This window comes from Acidovorax sp. GW821-FHT10E03 (assembly GCF_059415205.1).
Window position 1 is genome coordinate 1 of sequence record NZ_JBWKMU010000010.1, and the last position, 23,035, is coordinate 23,035.

A 23,035-nucleotide genomic window follows, 5' to 3' on the forward strand; every position below is an offset into this window, starting at 1 on the left:
AGTAGATATGACATGGGGGCCTTTTTGCTCCGACCAAAAAGTGAGGAGGTAGGTTCGTGAGTGGCAGCTTCTGGCCGGAAGCTCCCCCTTAACACGTCTGAGCTCCCCACCCCAAGCATCTGAAAACCCTGCACTTCCCCGCCCCGAACTGCCTCGCAAGGAGTCCACTCACGTGCACTCCTGATCCGCCCAGTACCCCGCCCGGAACCACTGACCGTTGATGTTCAGGTACCAGCGCCAGTCAAAAACCGGCTCAAAGCTCATGCCACCCGGCGCAGGGGTGTCGATGCGCAGGATGTCGGCCACGCCGTCGCGGTCCACATCGATCTCGTGCACCATCACCGCCGTGTGCTTGCGCTGGGGCTTGTCGCGGATGGGCGGGTCGGCGGGTTGCATCCAGCTCGTGGCGTAGCGGCGGGTCTTCACCTTCACGGCATCGGGCGGCAGCTTGCCGGGCACGACCAGGCGGACCAGCACCTCGGCGGTGTCGGACAGTCTGGCGTAGCCACGCACGGGGACCGTATCGTCCTCGCGCGGGTCGCCGAAGCCCTTGCCTGGGTAGTGGCCGCCGCAGTAGTGGTCGGCGTTGCTGATGTCCCAGTAGCGCTGGCGCAGGGCCCGTGCGCCGACCAGCCCCTGGTGGGTGATGGCATACAGGGTGAGCGCGGGGGCAAAGGCCAGGTCGGCAGACCCCACGTCCCAGAAGCCGGTCACGAACTCGATCTCGGGCCCCATGTGGCGGTTGAAGCTGCCATGCGGCGCGCCGGTGGGGACCACGCTGATGCGGGTTCCCGCCACCGCCGCCAGGCCATCGGCATCCGTTTCGTGCAGCAGGGCCACGCTGGCGTGGGTGCGGAAGTACGAAGGGGCGATGGTGGGCAGAACGGGCCGCGTGGCGAGCGGGGCCACGGCGGGGATGTGGTCTACCGCGCGGGTGGCCAGCTTCAGGTCGGCGAGCGGGTCCACGGGCTCGCCCCGGTGGATCTCCTGGTCCGGCCGCAGCAGCACCCCCGCGCGCAGCAGCTTCTTGGCGGCTTCGAACTCGGGGCGTGCCGGGTACACCACGGGCGCCTCGGCTGGGTGGGTCTTGGTCAGGGCATTGAGCTGCAGAGCGGCGGGCCGGGGCAAAGCGTTGCCATAGGTACGCAGCCGGTTGGGCGATGGTGCCACCCAGAACGCACGGGCTGCGTCCTTGCCCGCCTGGGCCAGGGTCAGGGGCTGGTCAGACAGCAGATTGCAGGACACATGGGCTTGCAACGGTGCCGCCAATGCGGGGCCCAGGCGCGCATCGCCCCGGTAGAGCACGGCGCACCAGCCGTCGCGCTCGGCAAGCTGGTCCAGCGCAGTATTGGCGGGCACCTGGGCCAGCACGCTGGCTTGGGCCTGGGCCGACTCGCGCAGGTTGACCCACGAGCCTTGTACGTAGCGCACCTTGGCGGGCGCCAACTGCGGCGTGCCTGCAGCGGGGCCCTGCGCCAAGGTGCTGGTGCTGGCGAGCGCGGCCACAACCGACAGTGCCAAAACCGACGCGCCGCTGCGATGGTGCGTCCACATGGTGGTGCGCCCCGCTCAAGCCACGACGGCGGGTTCGGCCGCCGCGGCCGCAGCCGGTGCCTCCACCACACGGGCCAGAAGTGCGCCCTGGTAGCGCCCAGCCAGCGGAATCCACACCCGCACCGGGTTGCCCTGGGCAATCTGCACGGGCTGTCCGACCACGTCACGCATCTGCTCCAGCCGCACGGTGACATTCCCGCCCGGGTGCACCACCTCAATCAGGTCGCCCACCGCGAAGTGGTTCTTGGTCTCCACCTGCACCCAGTCGCCCGCCAAACCCACTTCGGCTTGCCCTTCATCACCCAGCACCTCGCCCACATACTGGCTGCGCTGCGTGGCCGAGTGGCCGTTGATGTAGTTCTGGTAGTCGTTGCTGGGGCGGCGCTCCAGCAGGCCGCCGGTGTAGCCGCGGTTGGACAGGCCTTCGAGCTCGATCAGCAGCTCGGGGTTGAAGGGGCGGCCGGCCACGGCGTCGTCGATGGCGCGGCGGTACACCTGGGCGGTGCGGGCCACGTAGTACAGGCTCTTGGTGCGGCCCTCGATCTTGAGCGAATCGACACCGATCTGCGCCAGGCGCGCCACGTGCTCCACCGCGCGCAGGTCCTTGCTGTTCATGATGTACGTGCCGTGCTCGTCTTCCATGATGGGCATCATCTGCCCGGGGCGGCCGGCCTCTTCGATGAGGTAGACCTTGTCGGCCTTGGGGTGGCGCTCGCCGTTGCCGGTGGTCGATGCGAAGGACTGTTCGGCCTTCTGCTGCGCGGCCTCGAAGTTGAAGTCGCCTTCCATCTTCTGCGCAATGGCTTCGCCCGTGGTGGGGTCGATGTCGGCGTCGTGGGTGGCATAGTTCCAGCGGCAGGCGTTGGTGCAGGTGCCCTGGTTGGGGTCGCGGTGGTTGAAGTAGCCGCTGAGCAGGCAGCGGCCTGAGTACGCGATGCACAGCGCGCCGTGCACGAAGACTTCGAGCTCCATGTCGGGACATTCCTGGCGGATCTTTTCGATCTCGTCCAGGCTCAGCTCGCGCGACAGGATCACACGCTCCACGCCCATCTTCTGCCAGAACTTCACCGCCGCCCAGTTGGTGGTGTTGGCTTGCACGGAGAGGTGCACCACCTGCTCGGGCCACTTCTCCTTGACCATCATGATCAGGCCCGCGTCGGCCATGATGAGGGCGTCGGGTTGGCAGTCGATCACGGGCTCGATGTCGCGCAGGTAAGTGCGGATCTTGTCGTTGTGCGCAATGAGGTTGCTGGTCACAAAGAACTTCTTGCCGCGTGCGTGGGCCTCGTCAATGCCTTGCTTGATCTGCTCCAGACGGAACTCGTTGTTGCGCGCGCGCAGGCTGTAGCGCGGCTGGCCTGCGTACACGGCGTCGGCGCCGAAGTCGTAGGCGGCGCGCATCTTGTCGAGCGAGCCGGCGGGCAGGAGCAGTTCGGGGGCTTTGAGGAGCGTGGTCATGGGGTGGCCCAATCTAAAAATCGTCGGGGGTCGGGTTCAGCGGGGCATCAGGGGCAGGCCCGCGAGCATGCCCACGGCCTGCGCAGGCAGTTCTTCGGCGTCAAAGGCCTTGTCACCATCGGCGTCGGCCACGCCGTTGGGTACCAACCCCTTGAAGTCGAACTGGCGCGGGTCCATGAAGTGCGAAGGCACCAGGTTGCGCAGGGCCACGGCCATGTTCTCGATGCGGCCGGGGTAGAGCTGCTGCCAGTCGCGCAGCATCTGGCCGATCTGCTTGCGCTGCAGGTTCTCCTGGCTGCCGCACAGTGTGCACGGGATGATGGGGAAGGCGCGGATGTCCGCCCAGCGGCTGAGGTCGTCTTCGGCCACGTAGGCCAGCGGGCGGATGACGAGGTGGTCGCCCCGGTCGCTCTGCACCTTGGGCGGCATGCCCTTGAGCTTGCCGCCGAAGAACATGTTGAGGAAGAAGGTCTGCAGCATGTCGTCGCGGTGGTGGCCGAGTGCAATTTTGGTGCAGCCCAGCTCGTCGGCCACGCGGTACAAAATGCCCCGGCGCAGGCGGCTGCACAGGCTGCACATGGTCTTGCCTTCGGGGATGTGCTCCTTGACGACGCTGTAGGTGTCCTGCGTCTCGATGTGGAAGGGCACACCCACCTTCGCCAGATACTCGGGCAGCACATGGGCCGGAAAGCCGGGCTGCTTCTGGTCGAGGTTGACGGCGATCAGCTCGAACTTGTGGCCGTTGCGCTGCTGCAGCAAACGCAGCACGTCGAGCATGGCGTAGCTGTCCTTGCCGCCCGAGACGCAGACCATCACCTTGTCGCCGTCTTCGATGAGGCCAAAGTCGGCAATGGCCTGGGCCACCTGGCGCACCAGGCGCTTTTCGAGCTTGAGCGCGGCGTGGGCGGCGGCTTTGTCGGCGGCCTCAGCAACAGGGGTGTCGGGCAGGGTGGCGGTAACGGACATGGGGAGCGGGCCGGGGTTCTGGCAAAGGGTGCGGGCGAAAGTTCAACCGAAGGCGCAAGGGTGCCGCAGAGTCATGCGCCCGGCAATGCGCCACCGCAGCGCAGTGACGATCTGAGTGCTGCGTTTTTTATAGCTACCAGCGCTTTCTGGATCAGCGCCAGAGGCCAATTTGTCTCCGAATTCAGGCTTCAGCGGGGTAGAACATCTTGCGCGTGGGCACGTTTTCCACCGCCTTGGCGATGGCGCCGATGTGGTCCGGCGTGGTGCCGCAGCAGCCGCCCAGGATGTTGACCAGCCCCTCGGCCGCGAACTCGTGCACCAGGCGGCTGGTGATCTCGGGGGTTTCGTCAAACCCGGTGTCGCTCATGGGGTTGGGCAGGCCCGCGTTGGGGTAGCAGCTGATGAACGTGTCCTCGGCCACGCGGTTCAGCTCCTGGATGTAGGGGCGCATCAGCGTGGCGCCCAGCGCGCAGTTCAGGCCGATGGCCAGCGGGCGCGAGTGGCGCACGCTGTGCCAGAAGGCGGTCACGGTCTGTCCGCTCAAGATGCGGCCCGAGGCGTCGGTGACGGTGCCGCTGATGATGAGGGGCAGGCGCTCGCCGCTTTTTTCAAAGAACTCGTCGATGGCGAACAGCGCGGCCTTGGCGTTGAGGGTGTCGAAGATGGTCTCGACCAGCAGCACGTCGGAGCCGCCCTCGACCAGCGCCTCGGTCTGCTCGTAGTAGGCGGCGCGCAGCTGCTCGAAGTCCACATTGCGAGCGCCGGGGTCGTTCACGTCGGGGCTGATGCTGGCCGTCTTGGGTGTGGGGCCCAGGGCGCCGGCGACGAAGCGCGGCTTGTCGGGCGTGGAGTATTTGTCGCAGGCGGCGCGGGCCAGCCGGGCGGACTTGAGATTCATCTCGCGCGCCAGGTCGGCCATCTTGTAGTCCTCCTGCGCGATGGTCGTCGCGCCGAAGGTGTTGGTCTCGATGAGGTCGGCGCCCGCGGCCAGGTAGCGCTCGTGGATGTCGCGGATCACGTCGGGGCGGGTGAGGCTGAGCAACTCGTTGTTGCCCTTCACGTCGCGCGGGAAGTCCTTGAACCGGTCGCCCACACCGTCGGGGCCCGTGTAGCCCTCGCCCCGGTACTGCGCCTCGCCCAGCTTGAAGCGCTGGATCATGGTGCCCATGGCGCCGTCGAGGATGACGATGCGTTGGGCGAGGATGTCGGGCAGCTGCGCGGCGCGGGTGTAGTGAAGGGCTTGCATAGGCCGCTATTGTAGAAAGCCGGGCTAAACGGCTTTCTACCCTGGACTAATCTGCCTTCATGCGTGCGAACAAGGATTGCGCCGCCCGCAGAGCTTCTTGGCGCACGGATTCATCCGCCGTGGGGAGTTCGATGCCATCTACCCCGTCCACGAACATGGGGCCACCCACATCGTCGTCGTAGCTGGAGCCATCCTCGTGAATAGCCCGGTAGTCGCCTTGGGTGAGATCCTTACCCAGCAACCAGGCGTAGTGAAACCAGGTCCATACCTTGAGCGGATCGTCCGCGTGCCACGATTCCATCAGCTTCGCCAATGGCCCGCAGCGCTCACGGGGCATGCCCAGCGCCTCGGCCCGCGCCGCGCATGGCCCAGGATGCAAGTTGCCGTAGTGCGCCAGGAGCGGCTGCGATGGCAGGGGGCATAGCAGGCCGTGGGCCTTCAGTGCGGCGTGGGAGCCGAGCCCCAGCGCAGCGGCCAGCAGTTCATAGACGTGAGACCGCTTGACGTTGGCACGGTCGGCGCCTGCAATCGTTTGAAGGTGGGTTTGCGCCTGACGCGCAAACGAAGCGATGTTGTTCATGTGAAACCTTTCTTCAGCGAGCGCGCAACGCCGGGAAAGTGCACACGTTTAAGCCACGGCAGCGCACTCTATGAATAGAGGCCGCATGAAATCAATGAAGAGGAGGGAGAAGAGAGCCTTTTTTTGCTCGTGTGCAAGCAGGGTGGGCACCGTATGAAATTGTAAGCCGGTGATTGGCAAGGCCTCTTGATTTGACAGCATCACGCCACCCAACCATACTAGTCAGTCTAGTCAAACCAGCAAAAGGAGCCTTTATGCATGCTTGGCAACTACAAGACGCCAAAAGCCGCTTTAGCGAACTGGTGGAATGCGCACTGAACGAAGGACCCCAACTGGTTACCCGGCGTGGCAACGACGCCGTGGTGCTGATGGCCGCGCCCGAGTACCGGCGGCTGGCGGGTGAGGATGCGCTGGTGTCCCTGCTGTTGCAGGCGCCACGCGGGGAGCCGCTGGATACGGCACGGTCAGCCGAACCCATTCGCACGTTGGCGCTGGAGTGATCTGAAGTGAAGTACCTGCTGGACACTTGCCTGCTGTCTGAATTGGTGCGGCCCGCGCCCAATCCCGCAGTGCTGGAGTGGATGGGCGCGCGCACGTCTGCCGACCTGTTTGTCTCCGCTCTGACACTGGCCGAGCTGGAGCGAGGCATTGTGCGACTGCCGACTTCGCGCCGCCAGAGCGAACTGGCCACTTGGCTCGCCCGTGTGCAGGCGGGGTTTGGGCAGCGGACTCTGGCCTTCACACGGGATACGGCCGGGTATTGGGCGCGCCTGTGCGCGCAGGCCGAGGCAGCGGGCAAGCCGATGGCGGCTTTCGACTCGCTGATTGCCGCGACGGCGCTGGAGCATGGCCTGGCCGTGGTCACGCGCAACGTGAGCGACTTTGCCAGCGCACCCGTGGTGCTGATCAATCCTTGGGACATAGCACCCGGCGCACAATAAGCCCCTTCGCGAGCGGGCACACTCGCCGCGAAATTCTTGGTCAAATTGGCTTCTAGCGCTTGATAGAAAAGCGCTACCAGCTATCAATTTCAGAGTATCCGCTTGTCCTCCCGCCTGTCTCCCGCCTTGTCCCCCGCCCATACCGTCCTGCAGGACGTCTTCGGCTACGAGCAATTCCGCGGCCCCCAGCAGGCCATCGTTGAACACGTGATCGCGGGCAGCGATGCCCTGGTGTTGATGCCCACGGGCGGCGGCAAGTCGCTGTGCTACCAGGTGCCGGCCATCGTGCGCCAGCAGCAGGGGCGCGGCGTGACCATCGTGATCTCGCCCCTGATCGCGCTGATGCACGACCAGGTGGGCGCGCTGCACGAGGCGGGGGTGGATGCGGCCTTTTTGAACTCCACGCTGAGCTTTGACGAGGCGCAGGACGTGGAGCTGCGCCTGCAGACCGGCGACATCACGCTGCTGTATGCGGCGCCCGAGCGGCTGAACACGCCGCGCTTCCTGGGCCTGCTCGACAGCCTGTACCACGAGGGCCACCTGTCGCTCTTCGCCATCGACGAGGCGCATTGCGTGAGCCAGTGGGGCCACGATTTCCGGCCCGAGTACCGCGCGCTCACGGTGCTGCACGAGCGCTATGCGGGGGTGCCGCGCATCGCGCTCACGGCCACGGCCGACGACCTCACGCGCGCCGACATCATCGAGCGCCTGCAGCTGGAAGACGCGCGGCTGTTCATCAGCAGCTTCGACCGGCCCAACATCCGCTACACCATCGTCGAGAAGAAGGACGCCACCACGCAGCTGCTGCGCTTCATCGAGCGCGAGCACGCGGGCGAGGCGGGCGTGGTGTACTGCCAGTCCAGGAAACGCGTGGAGGAGCTGGCGGCCACGCTGAGCGACGCCGGCCTCACGGCCCTGCCCTACCACGCGGGGCTCGACACCAAGGTGCGCCAGCGCAACCAGGACCGCTTCCTGCGCGAGGAAGGCATCGTGATGGTGGCCACCATCGCCTTCGGCATGGGCATCGACAAGCCCGACGTGCGCTTCGTCGCGCACGTGGACATGCCCAAGAACATCGAGGGCTACTACCAGGAGACCGGCCGCGCGGGCCGCGACGGCCTCAACGCCGATGCCTGGATGGCCTATGGCCTGAACGACGTGGTCAACCAGCGCCGCATGATCGACGAGAGTCCGGCGGGCGAGGAGTTCAAGCAGGCACTGCGCGGCAAGCTCGACGCGCTGCTGGCCCTGGCCGAGGCCACCGACTGCCGCCGCGTGCGGCTGCTGGCCTACTTTGGCGAAGCCTCCACGCCCTGCGGCAACTGCGACAACTGCCTGACACCACCCGCGATCTGGGACGCCACCGACGCGGCGCGCAAGCTGCTGTCCACCATCTACCGCGTGAACCAGGCCAGCGGCATCAGCTTTGGCACGGGGCACATCATGGACATCCTGCGCGGCAAGAAGACCGAGAAGGTCGCGCAGTTCGGGCACGAGAAGATTTCCACCTTCGGCATTGGCGCGGACCTCTCGGAACCGCAACTGCGCGGCGTGCTGCGCCAGCTGATCGCCACGGGCGCTTTAGGCCTTCAGAAGGTGATGCTGGACAGCGGCCACAGCTTCGACACGCTGTGCCTCACCGAGGGCTCGCGCGCCGTGCTCAAGGGCGAGGTGCCGGTGCAGCTGCGCGAATCGGTGTCGTCCGCACCAGCCAAGCGCACGCGCAAGGGCAGCGCCCCGCCCGCCGCCGCCGCCAACCTGGGGCCCGACGCGCAGGTGCGCTTCATCAACCTCAAGGCCTGGCGCGCCGAGGTGGCGCGCGAGCACAACCTGCCCGCGTATGTGATCTTCCACGACGCCACGCTCGCGGCGATTGCCGAACGCAACCCGGGCACGCTGGCCGACCTGCAGGGCATCAGCGGCATGGGGGCGAAGAAGCTCGAAGCCTACGGCGCCGACGTGCTGCGGGTGGTGGGCGGCTGAGCCGCCCGGCCACCGGCATCGCCCCACCCCCTGCCAGGCTGGCGCGCGCGTGCGTGTGGCGGGGAGGGCTACCTTCCCGCGCGCAGCGCGCGAATGCCCTCTGAAAAACGCCGCAGCGTGGGCGTGCTGTCACCCGGGGGCACCATCAGTTCAATGAGCTGGAAGCGCCCGCGTTCGGCAAACGCGGCATCGAGCGCCGCCTTGAACTGGGCGCGCGTGTGCACCCGGTGGCCGCGCCCGCCCAGCGCGTCGGCGGCATCGGCCAGGTGCCAGTCGCCGAGCGCGGCGCAGCGCGACGTGGTCTGGAACGCGCGGATCATCTCCCAGGTCTGGTTGTTGAGCACGATGGCGATGGGGTCCAGCCCCAGGCGCGGGCAATTGCCCAGCTCCCAGCCCGTCATCTGGAAGGCGCCGTCGCCCACCAGGATCAGGCTGCGCTGGCCAGTGGCCACCTGGGCGCCGATGCCGGCCGGCACCCCGAACCCCATGGACGCGTAGTAGCCCGGCGCCACCAGCGGCGTGGGCAGCAGCTCCATGGCGGCGAACAGGCAGTCGCCGATGTCCGAGACGATGTTCATGGGGCCGTGCGTGCGGATGCGGTCGTTGAGCGCGCGGGAGAGGTCGGCCGCACACACGGGCGCATCGTCGGCCACCAGGCCTTCGGGGCAGATGGGCGGGGGTGGCAGCGCACGTGCCGTCGCAACACCCGCTGCCGGGGCACGGGCCAGCAACGCCTCCACCAGCGCGGCCAGGGGGATGTCCGGGTACAGGTGGTGGCCCACGCGCGCCTCGCGGTGCGCGGCGATCAGCGCGCGGCGGAAGTCCATGCGCTGGGCGCTCACGCCGAAGTTGCTGTCCGACAGGATGGCGCCCAGCATCACGGGCAGGTCGGAGTCGTCCAGCAGCGCGCTGGTCTCCGGTGCGCCCGCCACGCCCAGGTAGGTGCCGTGGAAGGGCACGCCGGCATGCCCCGCGTCCTCGGCCAGCAGGCCCCGGCCCATGAAGGTGGTGAGCACGGGCAGCTGAAGGCGGCGCGCGAGTTCGGCCACGCGGGCTTCCAGGCCAAAGCGGCGCACCTCCACGTCCACCACCAGCACGGGGCGCCGGGCAGCCTGGATGCGGGCCATCCATTCGTCGGCGCATTCGGCCACGGCGGCTGCGTTGAACGGGCTGGGGGGCAGCACCGGCACCTCGGCCATGGGGTGCAGCGTCATGTCGCGCGGCACCTCGATGAGCACGGGTTGCGAGTATTCGCGGCAGCTGCGCAGCACGCGGGCAAGGTCGGCTGGCGCGGTGGCGGGGTCGGACAGGCGCACCTGGTCGCAGGTGATCTCGCGGAAGATGCGCCACTGCGAATCGACATGGCGCACCTGGTGGTGCAGCACCAGGCCGGAATGAGCCTCGACCTCGCCGGGGCAGCCGGCCAGCACCACCAGCGGCGAGCGCTCGGCATAGGCCCCCGCCACCGCATTGACCACGTTGAGCGCGCCCGCGCCGTAGGTGACAGCCACCACGCCCAGCCCGCAGTGCATGCGCGCGGCGGCATCGGCGGCAAAACCCAGCGAGGGTTCGTGGCTGAGCGTGACCAGCGGCAGGATGCCGCTTTCCTCGATCTGCGCGAAGAAGGGCAGGATGAAATCACCGGGGATGCCGAAGATCTCGCGCGCGCCGTGGGTTTTGAGCGCGTGCAGCAGCTGGAGGCCGAGGGGGTTCATGGAGGATTTCCTGACAAGGTGGTGCCGGTGTGCGGCGGTGGCGCGAATGATCCGCGCGGGCTGCGCAAAGCACTTCTGACGCGCATCAAGGCGTGTGCAACAGCGGCCGTATTTGCATGCTTATTTCATGCAGGCCCTTGCAACGCAGGAAATCTGCGCCCGGCACTCACACCCGGCGCAAGGTGAATCCGGAAAACAGCGCGGCCAGTTGCTGCTGGTGTGTGGGCGCCAGCGCCCAGGCCGGGGCGCCGAGCACGCGGCATTCCTGCAGCGCCCAATGCCGCACCCCGCGCGCGGCCAGGGCCTGGGCCAGTTCCAGCAATTCGTCCACACCAAACAGGCCCGCGTGCCAGGTGGTGCGGCATTCGTGGTCGATGCCATGGGCCAGCATGGCATCGAGCGCGGCCCAGGCGCGCGCGCCGCTGCCGGGGGTGGCGGTGATGGCGTCGTAGCGCTGCGGCAGGGCCTTGATGTCCAGCCCCACCCAATTGAGGCGCGGCAGCAGCGCCGCCAGCCGCCCGGGGTACATGCCGCCGGTGTGCAGGGCGGTCTGCAGGCCCAGTGCGCGCACGGCATCCACCGCAGCGGGCAGCGCGGCTTGCAGCGTCGGCTCACCGCCCGAAAACACCACGCCGTCGAGCAGGCCCCGGCGGCTGTGCAGGAACTGCAGCGTCTGGTCCCACGGCAACGCCGGGGGCGCGGCGGCGTCGAGCAGCCCGGGGTTGTGGCAGTAGCCGCAGCGCCAGGGGCAACCCTGGCAATAGAAAACGGCCGCGAGGCGGCCGGGGAAGTCGATGGTGGTGAGCGGCGTCATGCCGCCCAGCCGCAGCGCGGACGCTGGCGGCGCCTCAGCAGGCGTTGCTTCCACCACGCGCCTGCTCTGAAAAGAAACGGCGCTCGGCGTGCTCGCCCTGCTTGCCCGTGTTGAAGCTGGCCACGGGGCGGTGGTAGCCCATGACGCGGGTCCAGACCTCGCAGGGCTGGCGCTCGCCGTCGGTGAGCTGCACGGCGGCCAGGGCGGCCTGTTCGGGGGTAGAGAAATGGCTCATGTGATCTCCTTCATGGTTAAAAAATGCTTCTGTATTGATAGCTGCCAACTCTTTATTGATAAGCGCTACAGGTCAATTTGGTTTGAAATGCGAGGTCAGGCCACCAGCCGCCGCCGCTTGGCGTCCAGCCGCTCTTCGTCGCAGCGCGGGCAGAACGGGTGCTCGCCCGCCAGGTAGCCGTGCGTGGGGCAGATCGAGAACGTGGGCGTGACGGTGATGTAGGGCAGGCGAAAGCGCGTGAGCGCGCGCCGCACCAGATCGCGGCAGGCCGCGCCGCTGGACAAGCGCTCGCCCATGTACAGGTGCAACACGGTGCCGCCGGTGTATTTGGATTGCAGCGCCTCCTGCCGCATCAAGGCCTCGAACGGGTCGTCGGTGAAGCCCACGGGCAGCTGCGAGGAGTTGGTGTAGTAAGGCTGCTCGGACGTGCCCGCCTGCAGGATGGCGGGCCAGCGCTTTTTGTCTTCCTTCGCGAAGCGGTAGGTGGTGCCCTCGGCGGGCGTGGCCTCCAGGTTGTAGAGGTGGCCGGTTTCTTCCTGGAAGGCGGTCATGCGCTCGCGCACGTGGTCGAGCAGGCGCACGGCAAACGCGTGGCCCCATTCGCTGGTGATGTCGTGCCGGTCCGCCGTGAAGTTGCGCACCATCTCGTTGATGCCGTTCACGCCCAGCGTGGAAAAGTGGTTGCGCAAGGTGCCCAGGTAGCGCTTGGTGTAGGGGAACAGGCCCTGGTCCATCAGGCGCTGGATGAGCTTGCGTTTGGTCTCCAGGCTTTGTTTGCCCAGTTCCAGCAGGCGGTCGAGCGCGGCGAACAGGCCCGCCTCATCGCCCGCATGCTGGTAGCCCAGGCGCGCGCAGTTGATGGTGACCACGCCCAGGCTGCCCGTCTGCTCGGCGCTGCCGAACAGGCCGTTGCCGCGCTTCAAGAGCTCGCGCAAATCGAGCTGAAGGCGGCAGCACATGGAGCGCACCATGTTGGGCTCCAGCTCGGAGTTGATGAAGTTCTGGAAGTACGGCAGACCGTACTTGGCCGTCATCTCGAACAGCAGCTGCGCGTTCTCGCTCTCCCACGGAAAATCCTTGGTGATGTTGTACGTGGGGATTGGGAAGGTGAACACCCGGCCCTTGGCATCGCCCGTGGTCATCACGTCGATGTAGGCGCGGTTGATGAGGTCCATCTCGGCCTGCAGGTCGCCATAGCAAAACGGCATCTCTTTGCCAGCGATTACGGGCACCTGCTCGCGCAGGTCCTCGGGACAGGTCCAGTCGAAGGTGAGGTTGGTGAACGGCGTCTGCGTGCCCCAGCGCGAGGGCACGTTGAGGTTGTAGACCAGCTCCTGGATGCACTGGCGCACGGCGGCGTAGTCCATGGCATCAATGCGCACAAAGGGCGCCATGTAGGTGTCGAACGACGAGAACGCCTGCGCGCCCGCCCACTCGTTCTGCAGCGTGCCCAGGAAGTTCACGATCTGCCCCACGGCCGAACTCATGTGTTTGGGCGGCCCCGCCTCCACCTTGCCCGGCACGCCGTTGAGCCCCTCGTGCAGCAGCGTGCGCAGCGACCAGCCCGCGCAGTAGCCGCTGAGCATGTCGAGGTCGTGGATGTGCAGGTCGCCGCTCCTGTGCGCCTCGCCGATCTCGGGCGTGTAGACGTGCGACAGCCAGTAGTTGGCCGTGACCTTCCCTGCCACGTTCAGGATCAGCCCGCCCAGCGAGTAACCCTGGTTGGCGTTGGCGTTCACGCGCCAGTCGGCACGGGTGAGGTATTCGTTGATGGAGCTTTCCACATCGACCAGCGTCTGCCGGTCGGCGCGGAGCTGGGCGTGCTGCTCGCGGTAGACGATGTAGGCGCGCGCGGTGGCCAGGTGGTTGGCGGCGATCAGCGTCTGCTCGGCCACGTCCTGGATCTGCTCGATGGTGGGTGCCTCGCCATGGAAGCGGTGGATGAGCACCTTGGTGACCTGGGCGGTGAGCAACGCCGCTTCGTCGGCGCCATATTCACCCGAGGCCTGCCCGGCGCTGGCCAGCGCGGCGCGGATGCGTTCGGCGTCAAAAGGAACGCGCTGGCCGCTGCGCAAAACGACTTCGCGGGGCAAGGTGGAAAGGGTGGACGCCATGGGTTCGACCAATCTGTGGAACGGGTTAAAAACACTACCTATGGTGTCCACGATACCCACCAAACACTATAGGTAGTTTGACCCAACACAATCGAGGCGGTAAGCAGGGGTAAAAAAAAATGCCGGCACAAAGGCCGGCGAAAGGAAGGTGCCGTCAGGCCCTACCGATGGATGGGGGTGCGTGTGATGGCACGCTGGAGCACAAGAGGTGTGCGTGGAAAAGGTGGGTGTTTTTGTTGGGGGGCTAGGGGCTGCAGGGGCTCCACCGCTGCGGCCGGGCTGCGCTCGCGTGGGCGCTCAATGGCAGGCGGCGGTTTCTTCCTCCTCGATGCGCGGATAAAAGTCATGGTCTTCGCGCTGCATGCGCTCGAACACCCGGCGCAGCACCACGTTGGCCTCGTCCCGAAAGCCCTGCGCATCGCGGCGCACGGCCTCGGCCGTGTTCCAGCGGCGCGCAAAGGCGTCGTAGGCGCTGGCAATCGAGGCCATCTCGCTCTGGTACTGGCGGCCCAGGCGCGCCAGTTCGGGGTTGCCACCGCGCTGCAGTGCGGGGTAGAGCACCTGGTCTTCCACGGCCAGATGCAGCTTGATGGTGCCGCTCATCGCCACGATGCCCTGCGCGATGGCCGTGGCGTTGGCCTGCACGCCCGCGTGGGCCAGGGCGCGCAAGGTGGCGATGCTGCGCAGGATGTCGGTGTGCTGGTGCTTGAATTTGTCGAGGTTCATGGTCAGTCCTTGTGGGCAAACGGTGTGTGAGCGCGGTGGCCGCTTGTGGCAGCCGCCGCGCACGGTGCATTTCAGCGACGGGCCTGCGCCAGGTAGGCCCCCGTGGAAGCGGCCGGGGCCCGCGAACCGAACACACCGCTCACCACCTGCCAGGCCATGGCCAGCGCGCCGACGATGAAGACCACGTCGCCGAAGGTGCGCACCCAGCGCAGCGTCTGGATGAAGGGCTGCTGCATGAAGGCCTCGCCCCGGGCGTACCACAGGCCTTCGCTCACGCTCGCGTGGAACTGGAACAGGGCGATGGGGAACAGACTGGTGGCGATCATCAGCACCAGGCCGGCGTTGAGCCACCAGAAGCCCGTCTTCATGAGCCGCTCGCTGAACACCAGCTGCGGCCGGATGTAGCGCAGCACCAGCAGCGTGAAGCCCAGCGCCAGGAAGCCATACACCCCGAACAGCGCGGCGTGGGCATGCACCGGCGTGGTGTTCAGGCCCTGCACGTAGTACAGCGAGATGGGCGGGTTGATCATGAAGCCGAAGACACCCGCGCCCAGCATGTTCCAGAAGGCCACGGCCACGAAGCACATCAGCGGCCAGCGCAGGCGGGCCATCCAGGGCGTGCGGTGCTGCAGGCGCCAGTGTTCCCAGGCCTCGTGGCCCAGCACGACCAGCGGCACCACTTCGAGCGCGCTGAAGGCCGCGCCCACCGCCATCACCGGGGTGGTGGTGCCTGCAAAGTAGAGGTGGTGGAAGGTGCCGGGCACGCCGCCCAGCATGAACAGCGAGGCCGAGGCCAGGCTGGCCGTGGTGGCCATGCGCACCGACACGAGCCCCAGCGTCGAGAAGATGAAGGCGAGCGCCGTGGTGGCGAAGACTTCGAAGAAGCCCTCCACCCACAGGTGCACCACCCACCAGCGCCAGTACTCCATCACCGACAGGTGGGTGCGTTCACCGTAGAAGAAGCCTGCGCCGTAGAACAGGCCGATGGCCACCACCGACGCCGTCAGCAGCGCCAGCAGGTTCTTGTCGCCGCCGGGGGTGCGCAGCGCCGGCACGATGCCGCGCAGCATGAGCACCAGCCAGAAGGCGATGCCGGTGAACTTGCCGATCTGCCACAGGCGGCCCAGGTCCACGTATTCATAGCCCTGGTGGCCCAGCCAGAAGTTCCACTCGGGCGGCATGATCTGCGCGATGGCCAGGTAGTTGCCCGTGAACGAGCCCACCACCACCACGACCAGCGCCCAGAACAGGATGTCCACACCCAGCTTCTGGTAAGCCGGGTCCTTGCCCCCATTGATGAGCGGCGCGAGGAACAGACCGGCTGCCAGGAAGCCCGTGGCGATCCAGAACAGCGCGCTCTGGATGTGCCAGGTGCGCACCAGCGAATAGGGGAACCACTGCGACACGTTGATGCCGTAGAACTGCTGGCCTTCCACCGTGTAGTGGGCCGTGAAGCCGCCCAGCAGCACCTGGAAGCTGAACAGCGCCACGATGAGGAACAAATACTTGCCCAGGGCGCGCTGCGAGGGCGTGAGCGGCACGCGCGAGAGCGGGTCATGCTGGGGTGGCGTGGGTTCCACCTCGTCGTGCTTGCGCAGGAAGGACCAGCCCCACACGAGGAAGCCCACGCCCGCCATCATCACGACCACGCTCATCACGGACCAGACCATGTTCTCGGCCGTGGGCTTGTTGCCTATGAGTGGCTCGTGCGGCCAGTTGTTGGTGTACGTTGCCGTGGTGCCGGGGCGCTCGGTGGCGGCGGCCCAGGCCGTCCAGAAGAAGAAACCCGTCATCTGCGCGCGCCGCTCGGCGCTGGGCAGGGTGTTCTCCTTCATGGCGAAGTGCTCGCGGGTCTTGTGCAGCGCGGGCACGTCGCTGAAAAGCTGGTCGTAGTACAGCGCGGTCATCGCAATGGCATCCGCACGCACCGAAGACACCGTGGCCACGCCCGTCTCGGGGTGGTAGGTGTTGGTGCGGTACTCGGTCTTCATGCGGTCGCGCAGCACGGCCTGGGCGGCGGCGTCGAGCTCGGCAAAGGGCTTGCCGTGCGCACGCTCGGCGGCGACGTCAAGCCAGTTGAGCAACTCGCGGTGCAGCCAGTCGGCCGTCCAGTCGGGTGCCTGGTAGGCGCCGTGGCCCCAGATGGAACCCAGCTGCATGCCACCCACCGATTGCCACGCAGTCTGTCCGTCGAGGATGCTGTCGTGGGTGAAAAGCACTTCACCCCCGGCCGTGGCGATCCTGGCGGGGATGGGCGGCGCGGTGCGGTAGACCTCGGCGCCGTAGTAGCCCAGCAGGCTGAAGGTGACGATGAGCACGCCGATCAGCGTGAACCAGAGCTTGCGGTAGTTACCCATGGCGGGCCTCCTGCTTCAACAGAACAACAACGAAGGGGCGGCGCCAGCGTGCGCTGGCGGCGTGGGGTCGGGGTCTTGTGGTCATGGCTTTTCGGAACGAGTGAATCGGTGTCACTGTCCACATCGCAAGCGCCGGGCCAGGGCTGCAGGCCCATCAAATCAACCACTTGCAGCGGTCATGGTCTTTTTGACCATCCATGGATAGGGTTTAATTCACCCATCAAAGGTAAATATCACCATGGACCATAGCCCCCTGCTCGCCGACCTGGCCACCGATCTGCCCCAGGCCGTGCGCCTGCAGCGGCTGGCGGACCACCTGCGCATGCGCTTTCACTGCGGGGCCGTGGCCCTGCTGCAGCTGGAGGAAGACCACCTGCGCCCCGTGGCCGTGGAGGGCCTGGTGCGCGAGGCGCTGGGCCGGCGCTTCGTGGTCAGCCAGCACCCCCGGCTCGCCGCCATCCTGGCGCGGCGCGAGGTGACCTGCTTCGACCACGACAGCACCCTGCCCGACCCCTACGACGGCCTGCTCGACACCCTGGTGGGCGAGCCCCTGCCCGTGCACGACTGCATGGGCGTGAGCCTGTGGGTGGACGGCCAGCCCTGGGGCGTGCTGACGCTCGACGCGCTGCAGACCGGCACCTTCGGCGAGGCCGCACGCGCCGCGCTGGCCGACTGCAAGGTGCTGGTGGAGGCGGCCGTGCGCATCTCGCGGCTGGAGCGCGAGGTGCAGGCGCTGCGCAGCGCCCCCCACACCCGCAGCGCCGACGACGAGCGCACCACCCGCGCGGGCGATGGCGACATGGAGATCGTTGGCCAGAGCGAGCCCCTGCTGCGCCTGCTGCACGAGCTCACGGTGGTGGCGGGCTCGGACCTGCCGGTGCTGCTGCTGGGCGAAACCGGCGTGGGCAAGGAGCTGTTCGCGCGCCTGCTGCACCGCCAGTCCACGCGCCGCACCAAGCTCCTGGTGCACGTGAACTGCGCGGCGCTGCCCGAGTCTCTGGCCGAGAGCGAACTCTTCGGCCACGTGCGCGGCGCGTTCTCCGGCGCAGTGGCCGATCGGCCCGGGCGCTTCGAGGCGGCCGAGGGCGGCACGCTGTTCCTTGACGAGGTGGGCGAACTGCCGCTGGCCGTGCAGGCCAAGCTGCTGCGCACGCTGCAGAACGGCGAGATCCAGCGCCTGGGCGCCGACCGCCCGCGCCGCGTGGACGTGCGCGTGATCGCCGCCACCAACCGCAACCTGCGCGAGCAGGTGCGCGACGGCGCCTTCCGCGCCGACCTGTACCACCGGCTGTCGGTGTACCCCGTGCCCATCCCGCCGCTGCGCGAACGGGGCAACGATGTGCTGCTGCTGGCGGGCCGTTTTCTGGAACTGAACCGCGCGCGCCTGGGCCTGCGCAGCCTGCGGCTGTCGGCCAGCGCACAGGACGCCCTGCGCCGCTACCCCTGGCCCGGCAACATCCGCGAGCTGGAGCACGTGGTCAGCCGCGCGGCGCTCAAGGCCCTGAGCCGGGGCGTGAGCCGCGCGGACATCGTGACGCTGGAGCCCGCGCTGCTCGACCTGGACGCCAACGCCGCCAGCGTGGCCCACGCCCCCCTGGATGCCGGTGCCCCCGCTGTGGCCACCACGCCGCCCACCCCCACCACCGCCGAAGGCCCGCTGCGCGACGCCGTGGATGCCTGCCAGCGGCACGCCATCACGCAGGCCCTGGCGCGCCACCAGGGCAACTGGGCCCAGGCGGCGCGTGCGCTGGAGGTGGACGCGAGCAACCTGCACAAGCTGGCGCGCAGGCTGGGCATCAAGTAGAGCTTCAATTTTGATAGCATTCAGCGCTTATCCCTCAAGCGCTGGCGGCCATTTTCTTCCCACGTCCATGCCGGGGGGCCTGCGGCACGCGGGCCTGCGCCACAATGGCGCCATGCTGACCCTCCAAGACATCCGAGACGCCGCCACCCGCCTGCAGGGCCAGGTGCTGGACACCCCCTGTGTGGAATCCAAGACGCTCTCGCAGATCGTGGGCGCGCAGGTATTCCTCAAGTTCGAGAACCTGCAGTTCACGGCCTCGTTCAAGGAGCGGGGCGCCTGCAACCGGCTCACCTTGCTGGTCGACGCGGAACGTGCCCGCGGCGCGGCGCCCGGAACGACGCCGGGTGTGGTGGCCATGAGCGCGGGCAACCATGCCCAGGGCGTGGCCTATCACGCGCAGCGCCTGGGCCTGCGCGCGGTGATCGTGATGCCGCGCTTCACGCCCGGCGTGAAGGTGGAGCGCACCCGCGGCTTCGGCGCCGAGGTGGTGCTGCACGGCGACACGCTCGAAGAAGCCCGGGCCCACGCCTACGGGCTGGCCGATGCGCAGGGGCTGACGTTCGTGCACCCCTACGACGACGAAGCCATCGCCGCGGGCCAGGGCACGGTCGCGCTGGAGATGCTCGCCGCCCAGCCCGATCTGGACATGCTGGTCGTCGCCATCGGCGGGGGCGGGCTGATCGCCGGCATGGCCACGGCGGCCAAGGCGCTCAAGCCCGGCATCGAGATCGTGGGCGTGCAGGCGGCGCGCTTTCCGTCGATGGTCAACGCCGTGCGGCACACGCAGCACCCCATGGGCACCTCGACCATCGCCGAGGGCATTGCCGTGGGCACCCCGGGCAAGATCACCCAGGAGGTGGTGCAGCGCCTGGTGGACGACCTGGTGCTGGTGGACGAAGGCGATATCGAGCAGGCCGTGCTGATGCTGCTCGAAATCGAGAAGACGCTGGTCGAGGGCGCGGGCGCCGCGGCCCTGGCGGCGCTGGTGCGCCACCCCGCCCGCTTCAGGGGCAAGCGCGTGGGGCTGGTGCTCTCGGGGGGCAACATCGATCCGCTGCTGCTGGCCGCCATCATCGAGCGCGGCATGGTGCGCTCGGGCCGGCTGGCGCGCATCAAGGTCAGCGCGCGCGACGTGCCGGGCGTGCTCGCGCGCATCACCGCCACCGTGGCCGACGCGGGCGCGAACATCGAGGAAGTGCACCACCAGCGCGCATTCACCATGCTGGCCGCGCAGAACGTGGAGATCGAGCTGGTCCTGCAGACAAGGAGCAAGGCGCACGTGGACGAGGTGCTGGGCAAGCTGCGTTCGGCGGGCATGGAGGCCGACCTGATCTGACCCCCGGCGCGGGGTTTTCAGCCCCGTGCACGCCGGCGCGGCTAGAATTGCGCAAGTTTTAAGCATCTGGAGCCCACACCATGTCCGACCACCACACTACGCATGCCCCCGAATCGCTCCCGCACGATCCCGTGGAAAACGTGGTTCACGTGATTCCCGTGGTGCTGCCCGTGGTCGGCGGCATCATGATGTTCCTGCTGGCCTTCATCGCCGTGTACATGGCCTGATCGATTGCCCTGGCACCGCCACAAGCCCCGCTGCGCGGGGCTTTTTTTCGCCTTGCACCCCCCCGTCACCAGGAGACCCCATGAGACCCGGACACGCCCTCGTCCTTTTTTCCGGTGGCCAGGACTCCACCACCTGCCTGGCCTGGGCGCTCACGCAGTTCGAGCGCGTGGAAACCATCGGCTTCGACTACGGCCAGCGCCACCATGTGGAGCTGCAGGCCCGGCAGGCCGTGCTGGCGGCCCTGCGGTCCCGCTTCGGGCCATGGCGTGACCGGCTCGGCGACGACCACATGATCGACCTGGCCGTGCTGGGCCGCATCAGCGACACGGCGCTGACCAGCGACGCCGAGATCCAGATGACCGCCGCCGGCCTGCCCAACACCTTCGTGCCGGGGCGCAACCTGCTGTTCTTCAACCTGGCCGCCGCCGTGGGCTACCGGCGCGGGCTGCACACGCTGGTGGGCGGCATGTGCGAAACCGACTTCTCGGGCTACCCCGACTGCCGCGACGACACGCTCAAGGCGCTGCAGGTCGCCGTGTCGCTGGGCATGGGGCAGCGCTTCACGTTCGAGACGCCGCTCATGTGGCTGGACAAGGCCGCCACCTGGGAGCTGGCCCGCACCCTGGGCGGCGACGCGCTGGTGGATCTCATCATCACCGAGTCGCACACCTGCTACCACGGGGTGCGCGACACGCTGCATGCCTGGGGCTACGGCTGCGGCACCTGCCCGGCGTGCGAGTTGCGCAAGGCGGGCCATGCGCGGTGGCAGGCCGGCCAGACAGGCCAGCCCAGCACCTGAAGGGCGGGACAGAGCGGGACTGGGCGGATTGTGATGCATAACCTCATGCATCTTTTGCATGGTTTTAGCCCCAGTCTGACAGACAAGCGGTCGGCAGATTCATAAAATTGACACCCCAGCCGACCCGCGGAATCCGTGGAAATAGCCTCCACACCGTGGGGCTGACCACGCTCCCGCCCGCCGACTGAGCACGAAAGCCGTTTTTTCAAAGGCAGCGCTCAGCATCGCAACTGCGCCAGGCCTTGCCGCGATCCACCGGGTCCGCTTCCTTTGAAAAAACTGTTTTTCAACTTAGGAAGCTCCCGATGAACGCACCCACCATGCAGGGCCTGAATCTCAACGCCCCCGCTTACGTCAAGAACGCCCGGCTGCTCGCCTGGGTGGCCGACATGGCCGCCCTGTGCAAGCCCGACACCATCTACTGGTGCGACGGCAGCAAGGAAGAGTACGACCGCCTGTGCCAGCAGCTGGTCGACGCCGGCACCTTCAAGAAGCTCAACCCCGCCAAGCGCCCCGGCAGCTTCCTGGCCTGGTCCGACCCGTCGGACGTGGCCCGCGTGGAAGACCGCACCTACATCTGCTCGGCCGCCAAGGAAGACGCAGGCCCCACCAACAACTGGATGGCCCCCGCTGAAATGCGGGCCACGCTGCAGCCCCTGTTCGACGGCTGCATGAAGGGCCGCACCATGTACGTGGTGCCCTTCAGCATGGGCCCCCTGGGCAGCCACATCGCCCACATCGGCGTGGAGCTGACCGACAGCGCCTACGTGGCCGTGAACCAGCGCCTCATGACCCGCATGGGCAAGGCCGTGTACGACGTGCTGGGCGTGGAAGGCGAGTTCGTGCCCTGCATGCACACCGTGGGCGCCCCCCTGGCCGAAGGTGAAAAGGACACGACCAGCTGGCCCTGCAATCCCAAGGTCAAGTACATCGTGCACTACCCCGAAACGCGCGAGATCTGGTCGTACGGCTCGGGCTACGGCGGCAACGCGCTGCTGGGCAAGAAGTGCCTGGCCCTGCGCATCGCGTCGACCATGGGCCGCGACCAGGGCTGGCTGGCCGAGCACATGCTCATCCTGGGCGTGACCAACCCCGCCGGCAAGAAGTACCACGTGGCCGCCGCCTTCCCCAGCGCCTGCGGCAAGACCAACTTCTCGATGCTGGTGCCGCCCGAAGCAGGCTTTGCCGGCTGGAAGGTCACCACCATCGGTGACGACATCGCCTGGATCAAGCCCCATGCCGACGGCAAGATGTATGCCATCAACCCTGAAGCCGGCTACTTTGGCGTGGCCCCCGGCACGAACATGCACACCAACCCCAACTGCATGAAGAGCCTGGACAAGGACGTGATCTTCACCAACGTGGCCCTGACCGACGACGGCGACGTGTGGTGGGAAGGCATGGAAAAGGACACCGGCAAGCTCCCGGACCACCTGATCGACTGGCAAGGCAAGGACTGGACGCCCCAGACCGCCAAGGAAACCGGCGCCAAGGCGGCCCACCCCAACTCGCGCTTCACGGTGGCCGCCACCAACAACCCGGCGCTCGATGCGCAGTGGGACGACGCCAACGGCGTGGCGATCGACGCCTTCATCTTCGGCGGCCGCCGCTCCACCACCGTGCCGCTGGTGACGGAAGCCCGCACCTGGACGGAGGGCGTGTACATGGCCGCCACCATGGGCTCTGAGACCACCGCCGCCGCCTTCGGGGCCCAGGGCGTGGTGCGCCGCGACCCCTTCGCCATGCTGCCGTTCTGCGGCTACAACATGAGCGACTACTTCCAGCACTGGCTGAACATGGAAGGCAAGATCGCCGCCACCGGCAAGGCCGTGCCCAAGGTCTTCTGCGTGAACTGGTTCCGCAAGGACGAGGCCGGCAAGTTCGTCTGGCCCGGCTACGGCGACAACATGCGCGTGCTCAAGTGGATGATCGACCGCATCGAAGGCCAGGCCCAAGGCCAGGAAACCATGTTCGGCGTGGCGCCCCAGTACGCCGAGATCAACTGGACGGGTCTGGATTTCAGCGCCCAGAAGTTCGACGCCGTGACCAGCATCGACAAGGCGGCCTGGGCCGATGAGTTCAAGCTGCACGATGCCCACTTCGAGCAACTGGCCTACCACCTGCCCACGGCCCTGCTGGATACCAAGGCCCTGCTGGAAAAACGCCTGGCTGCATAAAA

General features: G+C 67.4%; 19 protein-coding genes. 8 read left to right on the forward strand and 11 right to left on the reverse strand.

Features of this window, described 5'->3' with window-relative positions; genetic code table 11:
* Positions 1-168: 168 nt before the first annotated feature.
* From AC07OD_RS18105 to AC07OD_RS18125, 5 genes are all read right to left on the reverse strand, one after another.
* Complete coding sequence (locus AC07OD_RS18105; RefSeq protein ID WP_494597679.1) at positions 169-1,554, reverse strand: SH3 domain-containing protein; 1,386 nt, start codon at positions 1,552-1,554, stop codon at positions 169-171.
* A 15-nt stretch (positions 1,555-1,569) separates the two neighbouring features.
* Entirely contained in the window at positions 1,570-3,012 is a 1,443-nt protein-coding gene (trhP, locus tag AC07OD_RS18110; protein WP_494597680.1) for a prephenate-dependent tRNA uridine(34) hydroxylase TrhP, read from the reverse strand.
* Positions 3,013-3,048: 36 nt separating this feature from the next.
* Positions 3,049-3,978, reverse strand: a complete 930-nt coding sequence (gene ttcA, locus AC07OD_RS18115) for a tRNA 2-thiocytidine(32) synthetase TtcA (RefSeq protein ID WP_218339208.1) — start codon at positions 3,976-3,978, stop codon at positions 3,049-3,051.
* A 181-nt stretch (positions 3,979-4,159) separates the two neighbouring features.
* Positions 4,160-5,224 (reverse strand): homocysteine S-methyltransferase family protein, encoded by a 1,065-nt coding sequence (locus AC07OD_RS18120; protein WP_218296535.1) that lies wholly within the window; start codon positions 5,222-5,224, stop codon positions 4,160-4,162.
* A gap of 46 nt (positions 5,225-5,270) precedes the next feature.
* A complete protein-coding gene (locus AC07OD_RS18125; protein ID WP_218339209.1) occupies positions 5,271-5,804 on the reverse strand; it encodes a hypothetical protein in 534 nt (177 codons plus the stop codon).
* 254 nt (positions 5,805-6,058) lie between these two features.
* On the opposite strand from AC07OD_RS18125, the gene AC07OD_RS18130 reads away from it, so the two are divergent.
* The 3 genes from AC07OD_RS18130 (at position 6,059) to recQ (ending at position 8,728) form a co-directional block, all read left to right on the forward strand.
* Entirely contained in the window at positions 6,059-6,304 is a 246-nt protein-coding gene (locus AC07OD_RS18130; protein WP_008904540.1) for a type II toxin-antitoxin system Phd/YefM family antitoxin, read from the forward strand.
* 6 nt (positions 6,305-6,310) lie between these two features.
* On the forward strand, positions 6,311-6,745 hold the full coding sequence (locus tag AC07OD_RS18135; RefSeq protein WP_494597681.1) for a type II toxin-antitoxin system VapC family toxin: 435 nt from the start codon (positions 6,311-6,313) through the stop codon (positions 6,743-6,745).
* A 126-nt stretch (positions 6,746-6,871) separates the two neighbouring features.
* On the forward strand, positions 6,872-8,728 hold the full coding sequence (gene recQ, locus AC07OD_RS18140) for a DNA helicase RecQ (RefSeq protein ID WP_494597770.1): 1,857 nt from the start codon (positions 6,872-6,874) through the stop codon (positions 8,726-8,728).
* Between the two features lie 68 nt (positions 8,729-8,796).
* On the opposite strand, the gene ipdC is transcribed toward recQ, so the two are convergent.
* The 6 genes from ipdC to AC07OD_RS18170 all read right to left on the reverse strand — a co-directional run bounded on the left by ipdC (position 8,797) and on the right by AC07OD_RS18170 (position 16,689).
* Positions 8,797-10,443 (reverse strand): indolepyruvate/phenylpyruvate decarboxylase, encoded by a 1,647-nt coding sequence (gene ipdC / locus AC07OD_RS18145; protein ID WP_494597682.1) that lies wholly within the window; start codon positions 10,441-10,443, stop codon positions 8,797-8,799.
* A 166-nt stretch (positions 10,444-10,609) separates the two neighbouring features.
* Positions 10,610-11,257 carry an anaerobic ribonucleoside-triphosphate reductase activating protein gene (locus AC07OD_RS18150; RefSeq protein ID WP_494597771.1) on the reverse strand — a complete coding sequence of 216 codons (648 nt, stop codon included), beginning with the start codon at positions 11,255-11,257 and terminating at the stop codon, positions 10,610-10,612.
* Positions 11,258-11,291: 34 nt separating this feature from the next.
* Positions 11,292-11,492: an anaerobic ribonucleoside-triphosphate reductase gene (gene nrdD, locus AC07OD_RS18155; protein ID WP_369641049.1), complete on the reverse strand. Its 201-nt coding sequence runs from the start codon at positions 11,490-11,492 to the stop codon at positions 11,292-11,294.
* Between the two features lie 95 nt (positions 11,493-11,587).
* A complete protein-coding gene (locus AC07OD_RS18160; RefSeq protein WP_494597683.1) occupies positions 11,588-13,606 on the reverse strand; it encodes a ribonucleoside triphosphate reductase in 2,019 nt (672 codons plus the stop codon).
* A gap of 297 nt (positions 13,607-13,903) precedes the next feature.
* The gene (locus AC07OD_RS18165) at positions 13,904-14,332 is read right to left on the reverse strand and encodes a hemerythrin domain-containing protein (RefSeq protein WP_492244794.1); all 429 of its coding nucleotides are present in this window, start codon (positions 14,330-14,332) and stop codon (positions 13,904-13,906) included.
* A gap of 71 nt (positions 14,333-14,403) precedes the next feature.
* Positions 14,404-16,689 (reverse strand): nitric-oxide reductase large subunit, encoded by a 2,286-nt coding sequence (locus AC07OD_RS18170; protein ID WP_494597684.1) that lies wholly within the window; start codon positions 16,687-16,689, stop codon positions 14,404-14,406.
* Positions 16,690-16,927: 238 nt separating this feature from the next.
* On the opposite strand from AC07OD_RS18170, the gene norR reads away from it, so the two are divergent.
* From norR to AC07OD_RS18195, 5 genes are all read left to right on the forward strand, one after another.
* Positions 16,928-18,493: a nitric oxide reductase transcriptional regulator NorR gene (gene norR / locus AC07OD_RS18175; protein WP_494597685.1), complete on the forward strand. Its 1,566-nt coding sequence runs from the start codon at positions 16,928-16,930 to the stop codon at positions 18,491-18,493.
* A 112-nt stretch (positions 18,494-18,605) separates the two neighbouring features.
* A complete protein-coding gene (locus AC07OD_RS18180) occupies positions 18,606-19,829 on the forward strand; it encodes a threonine ammonia-lyase (protein WP_218296527.1) in 1,224 nt (407 codons plus the stop codon).
* A gap of 80 nt (positions 19,830-19,909) precedes the next feature.
* A complete protein-coding gene (locus AC07OD_RS18185; protein ID WP_218296526.1) occupies positions 19,910-20,056 on the forward strand; it encodes a hypothetical protein in 147 nt (48 codons plus the stop codon).
* Between the two features lie 80 nt (positions 20,057-20,136).
* Positions 20,137-20,856, forward strand: a complete 720-nt coding sequence (gene queC / locus AC07OD_RS18190; protein WP_369641045.1) for a 7-cyano-7-deazaguanine synthase QueC — start codon at positions 20,137-20,139, stop codon at positions 20,854-20,856.
* A gap of 305 nt (positions 20,857-21,161) precedes the next feature.
* A complete protein-coding gene (locus tag AC07OD_RS18195) occupies positions 21,162-23,033 on the forward strand; it encodes a phosphoenolpyruvate carboxykinase (GTP) (protein WP_492244797.1) in 1,872 nt (623 codons plus the stop codon).
* Positions 23,034-23,035: the final 2 nt, after the last annotated feature.